The organism is Streptomyces bottropensis ATCC 25435, from assembly GCF_000383595.1.
Classification (GTDB): Bacteria; Actinomycetota; Actinomycetes; order Streptomycetales; family Streptomycetaceae; genus Streptomyces; species Streptomyces bottropensis.
Map to the genome: position 1 here is coordinate 3,311,607 of NZ_KB911581.1, position 13,062 is coordinate 3,324,668.

Below are 13,062 nucleotides of genomic sequence, written 5' to 3' on the forward strand. Positions count from 1 at the left end.
CCTTCGTCCGTGCGGGGCATGGGCTGTGCGTACCGGGCCCCGCTGCCTCGTGTCAGCCGCCCGCGACCGGGCGGGCCGGGGTCGCGTTGTGCGCGACGCGGTCGGCGTGTGGCGGCCGGCGGGAGCCGGTCGGGGTGACCGGGGCCCTCTCCGACCTGGCCAGATGGGGTCCGGTGGACAGGTGCAGCGGCATGATCGGCGAATGGGCGGCGCGGGCCGCGATGCCGGTCTCCCGGACGGTCGCGGGCTCCTCGACGTGCCCTCGCGCCACGGCCGTTCCCACCGCTGCGGGGGCGGGTGCGGGCGCCGGAGCCGACGCGGGTGCCGTACGACGGTCGCGCAAGCTGTCGCGCAGCGAGAAGATCCAGACCTCGGCGCGGGCGATCAGCGGCTCGAACCAGGGCAGGGCCAGCATGATCAGCAGACCGGCGGCCCAGCCCAGCAGGACGTCGCTCAGCCAGTGCGTACCGAGGTACACCGTGGTGAGGCCGACCCCGAGCGAGATCACGGCGGACAGCGCGGACAGCCAGCGCCTGGCCCTCGGCGTCGACGCCAGATAGGCCAGGATGCCCCAGGTCACCACGGCGTTGGCGGTGTGTCCCGAAGGAAATATGTCGCCGCCGAGCCACATCTCGTTGGCGCCGATCTCGGTGGCGTAGTGCGGGCCGAGCCGGCCCATGCCGATCTTGGCGGCGCCGACCGTGATGTTCAGCAGCAGCAGCGAGACACCGAGCGCCAGCATCGGGCGCAGGGTGTGCTGTCTCCACGAGCGCCAGCCCAGCCAGGCGGCGACCATCACGGCGGTGGGGCCGCGCTGGCCCAGGACGACGTAGTAGTCCAGGAAGGCGTGGATCTGCTGCCACTGCTGGTACGGCCGGAAGAACATGATCTGCCAGTCGAGCCGGACCAGCCACGAGGTGATCACGACGGCCCACACGATGGCCACGTAGAAGGCCAGGGTGGAGGCGAAGAGCACCACCCGGTGCCGGGTCATCCCCGGCACATCGATGTGAGCCGGTCGTTCCGGCTCACGGTCCAGCCTGGAGAAGACCCGGTCCAGACGGGTCGGCTTAGGTTCGGTACGCACTCAATCGACGTTACAGCGAGTGAGCTCCGACGCGGCGTGAATCACCGGCTTTGTGATGACGCCGTGATGTGGGATTCCTCTCATATTGATGTTTATTTCTGCTGAATGATAAATCGTTGCGCCACTTGGCCTTCAATTCCATGGCCGAATACGGACCGGTCGTTTTGCGACCCTTTTGAATTCGTTCACCGAATGCTTGCGTGGAATTACCCGTTCGCTCGCGGTCCGTGGCCGGCCGGTCAGGGCGGACCCGAGCCGTTCAGCCAGAACGCCCCGTAGAGGGCCGACACCACCCCGGCGGCCCCGACGATCGCCGCTGACCTGGCGGTACGCGCTCCGGCGAGGGCCCGGGCGAGGGGCAGCAGCAGGGGGAAGGCCGGCATCAGCAGCCGGGGCTTGGAACCGAAGTAGCTCGACGCGCACAGCGCCAGCGCGGTGACGACCCCCGCGTAGACCAGCAACGACAGCGGCTGCCCCTGCCGTACGCACACCGCGTACAGCCAAATGATCAACGCCACTCCGATGATCAGTCCGACACCCGCCAGGGCCGAGGGGAACGACGTGAACTTGTCGGTGACGAAACGCGCGAAGGCGTAGCCGCCGTCGAAGCCGTTGCGCCACCCCGCTTGAACCTCGAGGTAGCCGAGCGGCCCCTTGCCCGTGTGCCGGCCGACCCACAGGACGTACCCGACGGCCCCCAGGGGTGCGAGGAGCATCCCGAGGGCGCGTGGCCAGTGCCGAGCGCCGTCCGACGCCTCGGCACTCCGGCTCCGTTCGGCCGGCGGAACGGGTGCGTGTCGCCGGTCCCGTACGTACGACGCGATCGCCGCCGCCCAGAGTGCCGCGACCACCGCGAGCCCCACCGGGCGGGTCAGCCCGGCCAGGGCGGCCAGGGCGCCCGCCGTCACCCAGCGGCCGGTCAGGACGGCGTACAGCGACCAGGCGGCCAGCGCGGTGAACAGCGACTCCGTGTACGCCATCGACTGCACGATCCCGACCGGCAGCACGGCCCACAGCAGGACGGCGCAGACACCGACCCGCCTGCCGTACACATGGCCGGCGACCGCGAAGATCCCCCAGGCCGCGGCGAGCGAGGCCAGTGTGCCCACCACCAGGCCGGCGTGGGCGTACGACAGCGGGGTCACCGCCGACACCGCCCGCTCCAGCCAGGGGAGCAGGGGGAAGAACGCCAGGTTCGAGTGGACGTCGCCGTTCGGCAGGCGCACCTCGTAGCCGTAACCGAGTTCGGCGACGCGCGTGTACCAGAGCGAGTCCCAGCGGGCGGACAGCAGCGTCCACGCGCTCTTGTCGCGTGCCGCGCTCCACCCGGCGAGGGCGACGAGGCCCAGGGCGCGCACGGCGGCGTACCCGAGGAGCGCGGGGGCGGCCCGCCTCCAGGAGGGCGGCGCCGGGCGCGTAGCAAGATCGGTCACGCGCTCGATTATCGGCGGAGCCGGGAACCGGTCGGGACGTCACCGCGTGGTGGGCCGGGGTGGACGGCGGCGGCGAGCCGCAGGGGAGCCACGGACGAGTGATGAAGGAGTCGGGGAGGACCGGTGGACGGCTCGGGGCGTGGCGTATGCCACATGTCACATGAGGGTTCCATGAGACACCCGCCACCCTTCACCGGCCGGGACTCGCGTACGCTGACGGCTCGCTCGCCTTTCGTTGCGCGGGTCCGGGACGCCGCTCCTTCCGGGCCGTGGCCGCAGGGGAGTCCCCACCCCGTGGTTCCGCCGAACGCGAGAGCATTCTGGGAGGTACGTACATGTCCGGGACGCCCACGGCCGCCGCACGACGCCGTCCGGGCACCGGGGCCGATGCCAACCGCTGGGTCGTCCTCGTCGTCCTGTGCGTCAGTCTCCTGCTGGTCGCCGTCGACGCCACCGTGCTGCACGTGGCGGTCCCCGCCGTCACCGAGGACATCAGGCCGAGCGGCATGGAGCTGCTCTGGATCGTCGACGTCTACCCGCTGGTCTGCGCCTCGCTGCTGATCCTGTTCGGCACGCTCGGCGACCGGGTCGGCCGCAGACGGATCCTCCTTCTCGGATACACCCTCTTCGGCGTCGCCTCCGGCCTCGCCGCCTTCGCCGACAACCCCCAGGTCCTGATCGCGGCCCGCGCCCTGCTCGGCGTCGGCGGCGCGATGATCATGCCCGCCACGCTGTCGATCCTGCGCCAGGTCTTCCCCGACCGGCGCGAACGGGCGCTCGCCATCGGCGTCTGGAGCGCCGTCGCCGCCGTCGGCGCGGCCGTCGGACCGCTGCTCGGCGGATTCCTGCTGGAGCACTTCTGGTGGGGCTCGGTCTTCCTGGTCAACATCCCGCTGATGCTCGTGAGCCTGCCCATCGGACGGCTGCTGCTGCCCGAGTCCACGGGCGACCGCGACGGACCCTGGGACGTGATCGGCGCCCTGATGGCGGCCGTCGGTCTCTTCGGCGTCGTCCTCGCGGTGAAGCGGCTCGGTGGCGGACACCCGCCGTTCGACCCGGGCACCGCGCTCGCCCTCCTCGGCGGCGCCGGCCTGCTGACCGCGTTCGTACGACGGCAGCGGCGCCGGACGCATCCGCTGGTCGACCTGCGGATGTTCGCCCGCCCCGCGTTCAGCACCTCGGTCGGCTGCATCGTCCTCGCGATGCTCGCGCTGGTCGGGCTGGAGCTGATCGCCGCGCAGTATCTGCAACTGGTCCTCGGGCTGTCCCCCCTGGAGACCGGGCTGCGCCTGCTGCCGCTGACCATCGCCGCGATGACCGCCGGGCTCGTCGGCTCCCATCTGCTGCACCGCTTCGGGCCGCGCCGCATGGTCTGCGCCGGCTTCTGCCTCACCGCCTTCGCGGTCGTCCTGCTGACGGCCATGGGGCGCCACGACAACGCGGGCCTGCTGCTCGCCGGATTCGTGCTGCTGGGCTTCGGCCTGGAGACGACCCTCTTCGGCGCGTACGAGTCGATGCTGAGCGAGGCGCCGGCCTCCTCGGCGGGCGGAGCGGCGGCGATCGGCGAGACCTCGTACCAGCTGGGCGCCGGTATCGGGATCGCGCTTCTCGGGAGTGTGATGAACGCGGCGTACACACCCGGGCTTTCGTCCGTGCCGGGGGTGCCGTCGTCGGCCTCCGCCGCCGCCGGGCACTCGCTCGGCGAGGCGTACGAGGTCGCGGACCGCCTCGGCGGCCCCTCGGGCGAGGCGCTGCGGCACGCCGCCCGGGACTCCTTCGTCCATGGGCTGCACATGACGCTGCTGGTGAGCGCGGCGCTGCTGGTGCTCGGCGCGGTGATGGCCCTCAGGCTGCCCCGGGGGATGGAGTGCGGGGCCGCCGCGGACCTGCCGGGTCCGCGGGAGGCCAAGGCGGCGCCGTCCGTGCGCGCGGAGTCGATGCGCTGAGCCGCGGCGGCCTCCCGGCGTCGTGGTCCGGTGGAGTCGGGGCGCCCGGTCCATGGGTAATGTGCTGAGCACCGCTAGTTTTACGAGCCGGAGGTTTCCCCATGGCCGCGCCCGCGAAGTCGCCGTCCTTCGACCCCGCCGATTTCCTCGGCCTCGACGATCTGCTCGACCCCGAGGACCTCGCCGTGCGGGACACCGTGCGCAGTTGGGCGGCGGACCGGGTGCTGCCCCGGGTCGCCGAGTGGTACGAGCGGGGGGAGCTGCCCGAGATCCGGGAGCTGGCCCGGGAGTTGGGCGCGATCGGGGCGCTCGGGATGTCGCTCCGGGGGTACGGGTGCGCCGGGGCCAGTGCCGTGCAGTACGGGCTCGCCTGTCTGGAGCTGGAGGCGGCGGACTCGGGGATCCGGTCGCTCGTGTCCGTGCAGGGGTCGCTCGCGATGTACGCCGTCCACCGCTTCGGCAGCGAGGAGCAGAAGGGGGCGTGGCTGCCGCGCATGGCCTCCGGCGAGGTCATCGGATGCTTCGGCCTCACCGAGCCCGACCACGGTTCCGACCCGGCGTCGATGCGGACGTACGCCAAGCGCGACGGCGGCGACTGGGTCCTGAACGGGCGGAAGATGTGGATCACGAACGGGTCCGTCGCCGGGGTCGCCGTGGTGTGGGCGCAGACCGAGGAGGGCGTGCGGGGGTTCGTCGTGCCCACGGACACCGCAGGGTTCTCCGCGCCGGAGATCAAGCACAAGTGGTCCCTGCGCGCCTCCGTCACCAGTGAACTCGTCCTGGACGACGTGCGGTTGCCGCAGGACGCCGTACTGCCGGAGGTCAGGGGACTGAAAGGCCCCTTGAGTTGTCTTTCGCACGCCCGCTACGGAATCGTGTGGGGGTCGATGGGCGCCGCGCGGTCCTGTTTCGAGTCGGCCGTCGCCTATGCCCGGACCCGGGAGCAGTTCGGGAAACCGATCGGCGGATTCCAGCTCACCCAGGCCAAACTCGCCGACATGGCGGTCGAGTTGCACAAAGGGATTCTGCTCGCCCACCATCTGGGGCGGCGGATGGACGCGGGACGGCTCCGTCCCGAGCAGATCAGCTTCGGCAAGCTGAACAACGTACGAGAGGCGATCGAGATCTGCCGTACCGCCCGGACGATTCTCGGCGCGAACGGGATCTCCCTGGAGTACCCGGTGATGCGGCACGCGACGAATCTGGAGTCGGTGCTCACCTACGAGGGCACCGTCGAAATGCACCAACTGGTGCTGGGCAAGGCGCTCACCGGTCTCGACGCCTTCCGGTGAGCCGCGTCGGACGATCGCGGACCGGGGGGCGCGCCGGCGAGCGGCCCTGCCTCAGCTCTGGTTGAAGAAACCGTCGACCGGACGGCTCGCGACCTCGCCGCTGACGATCTCCGTGTCGGCCGGGGTCAGCAGGAACACGCGGTTGGACACCCGCTCGATCGAGCCGCGCAGACCGAAGATCAGGCCGGCCGCGAAGTCGACGACCCGCTTGGCGTCGGCGGCGTCCATGTTCGTGAGGTTCATGATGACCGGGACGCCGTCCCGGAAGAGTTCGCCGATGTGCCGGGCGTCGCGGAAGCTGTCCGGCGTGACCGTGCCGATCCGGCGGCCGTGGTCCTGCGGGGACTCGGACGCCACCTTGACGCGAGGGTCGGTGACCCAGGCCTCGCCGGAGCCGGACTCCCGCTCATCGGCGTAGTCGTCGTCGTAGTAACGCTCGTCATCGTTGTCGTCGACGAGGCCAAGCCAGGCACTCGCCTTGCGCACCGATCCCATGGACGCCTCCTCTCGCAGCGGTCTTTCGTGCTTTCCGCATCCCTATCGTCGTCCATGATGCGGATGTCTCGCCAAGTGGATAGACGCCGCACGGGGGTTTCGTGACGGTACTGGTGCAGAACGAATTCGTCGAGAGTCCATGTGCCCCAAGGGCTTCGCTGTACACACCTGCTGACAGTGAGTGAAATAATATTGTTCGCGGCGTATGGGTGAGTCGGGGGCCGACCGGGTGAACGTTCCGGCGGCTACGATGCCGCGACGCCGGCGGGCACGCGGCGGCGCGCGAAGACACGGGGGAGTGTCGTGTTCGGAATAGTCAGGCCCTGCGGTCATCGCCTCGGCGAAGGATTCCGTGCGCAATGGATGGCGCATCTGTGCGGTCTGTGTCTCGCATTGCGCACGGACCACGGGCAGTTCGCCCGGGTTGTCACCAATTATGACGGCCTGCTGGTCTCGGTTCTGACGGAAGCTCAGGCCGGGCCCACCACCGGACGGCGGCGCACCGCCGGGCCCTGCCCGCTGCGCGGGATGCGCACCGCCTCCGTCGCCCAGGGCGAGGGCGCGCGGCTCGCCGCCGCCGTCTCGCTGGTGCTCGCCTCCGCGAAGGTCCGCGACCACGTCGCCGACGGGGACGGAATGCTCGCGCGCAAGCCGGTGGCGCACGCCGCGCGCCGGATCGCGATGAACTGGGGGCGCGCGGGGGCGCGTACGGGATCCGACCTCGGGTTCGACACGGTCGTGCTGGTCGACGCCGTGGACCGGCAGCTCGGCATCGAGGCGCTCGCCGGGCCGGGCACCCCGTTGCTGACGGTCACCGAGCCGACGGAGACGGCCACGGCGGCGGCTTTCGCCCACACCGCGATCCTGGCCGGACGGCCGGGCAACGCCGAACCACTCGCCGAGGCCGGACGGCTTTTCGGACGGCTCGCCCATCTGCTGGACGCGGTGGAGGACCGTACCGCCGACGCCGCCGCGGGCGCGTGGAACCCGCTGACCGCCACCGGGACCTCGCTCACCGAGGCCCGGCGGCTCGCCGACGACGCCCTGCACGGCATCCGACTCGCCCTGCGTGAGGCTGACTTCGTCGACGGCGGACTGGCCCATCTGTTGCTGGCGCACGAGTTGCGCAGGTCGGTGGACCGGGCCTTCGGCGCGGTGCCGGTGTGTTCGGCGCATCGGGGGAGCGGGGCGCGGGTGCCGGGTGATCCGTACGCCGGGGGCGGCGGGAATCCCTACGCGGGCGGCGCCGGTGGACCGTACGCCGGCGGGGGCGGCAATCCGTTCGCCGGTGGTGGGGGCTTCGGGGCAGGCGGGGGTGGTGGCTTCGGCGGGGTGCCGCAGCCGCAACCGCCGCGGCGACGGGGGTTCTGGGCGGGGTGCGGGATGTTCACCCTGCTGTGCTGCACCTGCCGGATGTGCTGTGCCAAGGAGTACGAGGGCCCCTGGTCCCGGAAGAAGCGCGAGGGCTGCTGCCGGGACTGCGACTGTGACTGCTGCGAGGCGTGCGAGTGCTGTGCTTGCGACTGCTGACACGGCAGCCGGACGGCGGGGAACATCGAGGAACAGGCGTACGCGAGGGGAGGCGTGCGTGTGTGAAGGCCAAGGACGAGAACGCGAACGGCGCCCCTCGGAATCGGGGCGCGCGGTGGGGTCGGCTCAGCTCAACAGGAGGAGGACCACACTCGACCGAAGTCGATGTGGGAGCGCTTGACCAGCCACTGCTGCGGATGCATGGAGCAAGTGGAACAGGCATCCGAGAGGGAGTCAACCGACGTGAGACGGAGCGCCCACAGTTCGGACACCCTTGACAGTGAGGGGAAAGGTCGCCGTACTCTCGGCGCAGACCGCTGCTGAGGGGCTCGGTCCCCCGCGTCCGCCTCCATCGACGCACTCCGTGTGAAGGCACCCGTGTTCGACTCGGACATCACGGAGCCTTTCGCATGCCGTCTGCCTCTTCCTTCCCCTCCTCTCCTTCCTCTCCCCACTCTGCTTCCGCCCCTCACCCTCCTTCCTCCCCTCACGCCACGTTCTCCGCGCGCCCGTCCCTGGTGATCGTCGGAGCCGGGCCGCGTGCCACCGGACTGGTCGAGCGGATCGCCGCCAACGCCGGTGAGCTGTACGCGGGCACGGGCTTCGACATCCATCTCGTCGATCCGCACCCGCCGGGGGCCGGGCGCATCTGGCGGGCGGACCAGTCGCCGCTGCTGTGGATGAACTCGCAGGCCGAGGACGTCACCATGTTCACCGACGAGACGGTGCGGATGGACGGGCCCGTACGGGAAGGGCCCACGCTGCACGAGTGGGCGGGGCTCGACGGGCGGCTCTTTCCCGACCGGCGCATACAGGGCGAGTATCTGCGCTGGGTGCACGAGAACGCCGTCGCCGATCTTCCCGAAGGGGTCGCGGTCCACCATCATCCGCGGCGGGCACTCCGGGTGAGCGGACCGGCCGAAGGGCGTCAGCAGGTGTGGCTGGAGGGCCGCTCACGGCCGCTGCCGGCGGATCTCGTCATCCTCGCGCTCGGTCACCTGGACGCCGAACTCGACGACGAGCAGCGGGAACTGGCGGAGTACGCCCGCGCCCACGGGCTCGTCCACCTGCCGCCGGACTTCACCGCCGACAGCGACCTGTCGCTGCTGGCCCCCGGGGAACCGGTGCTCGTGCGGGGCTTCGGGCTCGCCTTCGTCGACCTGCTGGTGCTGTTGACGGAGGGGCGCGGCGGGCGGTACGAGCGCCACGAGGGGGACGCGGACGAGGAGTTGACGTACCACCCGTCCGGGCAAGAGCCCGTGCTGTACGTCGGGTCGCGGCGCGGGGTGCCGTACCACTCGAAGATCGGGTACGACCTGGACGGGGAACGGCCGCCCCTGCCCAGGTTCTTCGGACCGGCCGAGGTCGACGCACTGCTGGCACGGGCGGCCGGGTTCGACTTCCGGGGCGATGTGTGGCCGTTGGTGGAGAAGGAGCTGGGGTTCGCGCACTACCACCGGCTGTTCACGGCGCATCCCGAGCGGACGGCCATGGCCTGGGCGGACTTCGAGGAGAAGTACGCGGCGGCGGACGCGGGTGAACGGGCGGTGCTGGTGGCGTCGGCGGTGCCGGACGTGGCCGACCGGCTGGACCTGGCCGCGCTGGACCGTCCGCTGGAGGGCGTGAGATACGGGTCGCACGAGGAGTTCCAGGACGGGCTGCGCGGTTATGTCGAGGCCGACCTGGCCCGCCGCCACGATGACTCCTTCAGCGCCGACCTCGGGGTCTTCTTCGGGCTGCTGTCCGTCTACGGGCAGTTGATCCGGCTCGGTGACGTCGGGACCTGGTGGCACGGATTCTTCAGCTTCCTCGCCTCCGGGCCGCCGGGTCCCCGGCTGCGGCAGCTGCTCGCCCTGTCGCGGGCCGGCGTCCTGCACTTCGTCGGCGCGGACATGGGTGTGGCCGCCGAGGGCGGGGTGTTCCGGGCGTCCAGTCCCACCGTTCCCGGGGGCTCGGTCGAGGCGAGGGCGCTGGTCGAGGCGCGGTTGCCGGAGCCGACGGTGGCCCGGGTCCGCGACGGGCTGCTGCGCGGGCTGTACGACGAGGGGGGTGTCGTCGAGACGGCGGAGGGGCTGGTCGCCGTCGACCCCGCGGACGGGCGCGTACTGGACCGGGCCGGACGCCCCCACCCCCGGCGCTTCGCGCTCGGGCCCTACACGAACAGCCGTACACCGGGGGCCTTCACCCGTCCGCGTACCGGTGGCCCGGCCTTCCGGCAGAACGACGCGACGGCTCGGGCCGTAATCGCGGTCCTGCGCGACCTGGAGTGCCGCGTGGCCGCGTGAGGGCGCGGTGTCCTCGCGGGAGCGGGTGATCGGGTGGTCGGCCGGAAGTGGGAACGGCGGAGCAACGCAGAGAGGTCGGTCGGTATGGGGTCGTCGTACGGTCGGGGGCGGTTGCACCTGGCCGCCGCCATCGATCAGCGGGCGGTGGGTGATGTGGGGGCGTTCGTCGAGCTCGCCCGGCTCGCGGAGCGGGGGGTGCTGGATTTCGTGACGCTCGGCGACGCGGCCGGGCGGCCGGGGCCGGACGCGTCCGCGGTGCTGGCACGGGTGGCGCCGGAGACGGGGCGGGTCGGGCTGGTGCCGGCCATGGCGGCGGCGCGTGCCGAGCCGTCGAGGGCGCGGGCGGCCGTGGCGACGCTCGACTGGGTCAGCCGGGGGCGGGCCGGATGGTGGATCGAGGGGCCGGGCCCGCAGGAGCAGGAGCAGGAGCAGGAGCAGGGCGAGGCCCGGCGGTTCGGGCGGTGGCACGTCGCGTCCGGGGATGTGCCGGGGCGGGACGTCGGTGGGCAGGACGACGCGGCGACCCGCTCGGGCGCAGGCTGCGAGGACGGTGCGGCCGGTGTCCGCGCCGGCGGGAGCGAGTGCTCCGACGGCCGGGAGGGGGACGACGGCTGGGAGGAGGACGGCCGGGACAAGGGCGGCTGGGAGGAGGCCGGTCGGGAGGAGGACGGCTGGGAGCGGAGCCACCGCGTCGAGGGTGCCGAGAGTGCCGGGGGTGCCGGGCTGCGGGGGCCCGCGATCGTGCCCCGGTCGCCGCAGGGTCGTCCCGTGCGGGTCGTCGACGCGACCGAGGGGGAGAGCCGCGGGGCCGCCGCCCGGTACGCGGACGTGGCCCTCCTGCGGGTCACCGACCCCGCCCATGCCGACGCCGTACGGGAGGAACTGCGGGACACGGCGGCCCGCTTCGGGCGGGACCCCGATGAGCTGCGGGTGCTGGCCAGTCTCGGAGTGGATCTCGGCGGTGGGGAGCACGCGGCCGAGCCGGGGCACGGCGGGGGAGGTCCACGGCGGACCGCCGACGGCCCGCTGTACCGGGGCGGGCCCGTCGACCTCGCCGAACTGGTCGCCGCCTGGCACCGGGCCGGCGCCGTGGACGGCTTCCACCTCGTCCCCGTCGAGCCGCGCCGGGACCTGGAACGGCTCGTCAACGCGACGGTGGCGCTGCTCCAGCACCGTGGCCTGTTCCGCACCTTCTATCCGGGCAGCACACTCCGCGAGCACCTGGGTCTCGCCCGTCCCGTCGGCGGGTGCGCCGCGACGGCGAGAGCGCGGGGGAAGGCGACGGGGGCGGCGTCATGACCGTGCGGAGGGGCGGCGGGCGGTGCCGTGCTCGCGCGTCGGGCCGTCGAGGGTCCCGGGGGCGGGCCCGAACGGCTGAACGGCCCAACGGATGACTTCCGGACACCCCCGGGCGGTGGACCCCCGTACTCCGACCGGGCGCCTCGGAGGGTGCCCCGCGCCCCGGCCGACGATAGTGGTGATCGACGCTCCCGGGCCCTGCGGCCTGCTCCGACGACCCGTCATCCGGCCCCGCCGGGAGCCGATCAGGATTTACACAGAACCCGCACATATGGCCTGATGGGGTCAACTGGAGTGGAGGGCGCGCCGGTTGGGTTCCCGAGAGGCTGAAAGGCACCCTTGCGTGGGTCGGCGGTACGGCCGAATACTTCCCCCCAGCGCCTTGTCAGGGACACGGCGTGTCCGGAATCCGGACCGCGTCCCTGATCTGCGCCTCACGGGCCCCGACCCCACGCGGGCCCCCGACTTCCCTTTGGAGGGAACGAACAGTGAGGATCAAGCGCACCACCCCCCGCAGCGGCATAACGAGACGGACCCGGCTGATCGCCGTGGCCACCGGACTCGTCGCCGCGGCCGCCGTCACGGTCCCCACCGCCAACGCGGCAGGTACCCAGACGTTCAGCGCGTCCGAGTTGAAGAGTGCCAGCTCATCGGTGCTCAAGGCTGACATCCCAGGTACCGCCTGGGCGATCGACCCGGCCACGGACAAGGTCGTCGTCACTGTCGACAGCACCGTCTCCCAGGGCGAGCTGGCGCAGATCAAGGAGGCGGCGGGCGACAATGCCGGTGCCCTGACGATCAAGCGGACCCCGGGCAAGTTCAACAAGTTGATCAAGGGCGGCGACGCCATCTATGCGAGTAGCTGGCGCTGCTCCCTAGGCTTCAACGTCCGCAGCGGGAGCACCTACTACTTCGTGACGGCAGGGCACTGCACCGACGGTGCGGGCACCTGGTACTCCAACTCCGGCCGCACCACGGTCCTCGGTTCGACCGCCGGGTCGAGCTTCCCGACCAACGACTACGGTCTGGTGCGCTACAGCAACACGTCCATCGCCAAGGACGGCACCGCGGGCAGCGTCGACATCACCAGCGCGGCCACCCCGAGCGTGGGCATCAACGTCATCCGTACCGGCTCAACCACCGGTACCCGTACCGGACGGGTGACCGCCCTCAACGCGACCGTGAACTACGGTGGCGGCGACATCGTCTACGGCATGATCCAGACCACGGTCTGTGCCGAGCCCGGCGACTCCGGTGGCCCGCTCTACGGCAGCAACGGCGTGGCGTACGGTCTGACCTCCGGCGGCAGCGGCAACTGCAGCTCCGGCGGTACGACCTTCTTCCAGCCGGTCACCGAGGCCCTGAGCGCGTACGGGGTCAGCGTCTACTAGGCCGAACGGGATCAGGCCGAACAGAACCGGCGCTCTTCCCCCCGGCGCCGGCCCCCCACCCGGCAGCAGCCGGTAACAGGCGAGCCCCCGCACACCATGTGTGCGGGGGCTCGTCCTCGTTCGGTGACTCGGCTGCGGGGCGGTGGGGCTTCTCGCGCGGTTCCCCGCGCCCCTGAAGAGGCGGGGCCGCGCCCCTGCCTTTTCCGCGGCCCGCAACAGTCGTTGTTCTCAGGGCTGCGGGGAACCGCGCGAGAAGTCCCCACGGACCTTCAGCCGGCACATCACGTCGCGGTGCACCGCACGG

Annotated in this window: 9 protein-coding genes; 6 read left to right on the forward strand and 3 right to left on the reverse strand. The window is 71.8% G+C overall.

The genetic code is table 11. The annotated features are described in order from the left end of the window. Positions 1–52: 52 nt before the first annotated feature. Positions 53–1,087, reverse strand: a complete 1,035-nt coding sequence (locus tag STRBO_RS0114615; protein ID WP_005484974.1) for a phosphatase PAP2 family protein — start codon at positions 1,085–1,087, stop codon at positions 53–55. Between the two features lie 239 nt (positions 1,088–1,326). Next, positions 1,327–2,520 carry a glycosyltransferase family 39 protein gene (locus tag STRBO_RS0114620; RefSeq protein ID WP_005484975.1) on the reverse strand — a complete coding sequence of 398 codons (1,194 nt, stop codon included), beginning with the start codon at positions 2,518–2,520 and terminating at the stop codon, positions 1,327–1,329. A 335-nt stretch (positions 2,521–2,855) separates the two neighbouring features. Between STRBO_RS0114620 and STRBO_RS0114625 the strand changes: the two genes are divergently transcribed. After that, entirely contained in the window at positions 2,856–4,466 is a 1,611-nt protein-coding gene (locus STRBO_RS0114625) for an MFS transporter (protein WP_005484977.1), read from the forward strand. A gap of 101 nt (positions 4,467–4,567) precedes the next feature. Next, entirely contained in the window at positions 4,568–5,758 is a 1,191-nt protein-coding gene (locus STRBO_RS0114630) for an acyl-CoA dehydrogenase family protein (protein ID WP_005484978.1), read from the forward strand. A 51-nt stretch (positions 5,759–5,809) separates the two neighbouring features. Here STRBO_RS0114630 and STRBO_RS0114635 read toward each other — a convergent pair whose 3' ends face one another. Next, on the reverse strand, positions 5,810–6,253 hold the full coding sequence (locus STRBO_RS0114635) for a cell division protein SepF (RefSeq protein WP_005484979.1): 444 nt from the start codon (positions 6,251–6,253) through the stop codon (positions 5,810–5,812). 303 nt (positions 6,254–6,556) lie between these two features. Here STRBO_RS0114635 and STRBO_RS0114640 point away from each other — a divergent pair, with 303 nt between their 5' ends. The 4 genes from STRBO_RS0114640 to STRBO_RS0114655 all read left to right on the forward strand — a co-directional run bounded on the left by STRBO_RS0114640 (position 6,557) and on the right by STRBO_RS0114655 (position 12,758). Then, positions 6,557–7,783, forward strand: coding sequence for a DUF5685 family protein (locus STRBO_RS0114640; protein WP_078531619.1), 1,227 nt, complete (start codon positions 6,557–6,559; stop codon positions 7,781–7,783). A 518-nt stretch (positions 7,784–8,301) separates the two neighbouring features. After that, entirely contained in the window at positions 8,302–10,068 is a 1,767-nt protein-coding gene (locus STRBO_RS0114645; protein WP_005484983.1) for an FAD/NAD(P)-binding protein, read from the forward strand. Between the two features lie 84 nt (positions 10,069–10,152). Continuing rightward, positions 10,153–11,367: an LLM class flavin-dependent oxidoreductase gene (locus STRBO_RS0114650; RefSeq protein WP_020114376.1), complete on the forward strand. Its 1,215-nt coding sequence runs from the start codon at positions 10,153–10,155 to the stop codon at positions 11,365–11,367. Positions 11,368–11,855: 488 nt separating this feature from the next. After that, a complete protein-coding gene (locus STRBO_RS0114655; protein ID WP_005484985.1) occupies positions 11,856–12,758 on the forward strand; it encodes a S1 family peptidase in 903 nt (300 codons plus the stop codon). Positions 12,759–13,062 lie beyond the last annotated feature (304 nt).

Excerpts from the sequence above, each read along its gene's own strand:
- STRBO_RS0114635 (WP_005484979.1), bottom strand. The coding sequence starts at position 6,253 with ATGGGATCGGTGCGCAAGGCGAGTGCCTGGCTTGGCCTCGTCGACGAC.
- STRBO_RS0114630 (WP_005484978.1), top strand. The coding sequence starts at position 4,568 with ATGGCCGCGCCCGCGAAGTCGCCGTCCTTCGACCCCGCCGATTTCCTC.
- STRBO_RS0114625 (WP_005484977.1), top strand. The coding sequence starts at position 2,856 with ATGTCCGGGACGCCCACGGCCGCCGCACGACGCCGTCCGGGCACCGGG.
- STRBO_RS0114650 (WP_020114376.1), top strand. The coding sequence starts at position 10,153 with ATGGGGTCGTCGTACGGTCGGGGGCGGTTGCACCTGGCCGCCGCCATC.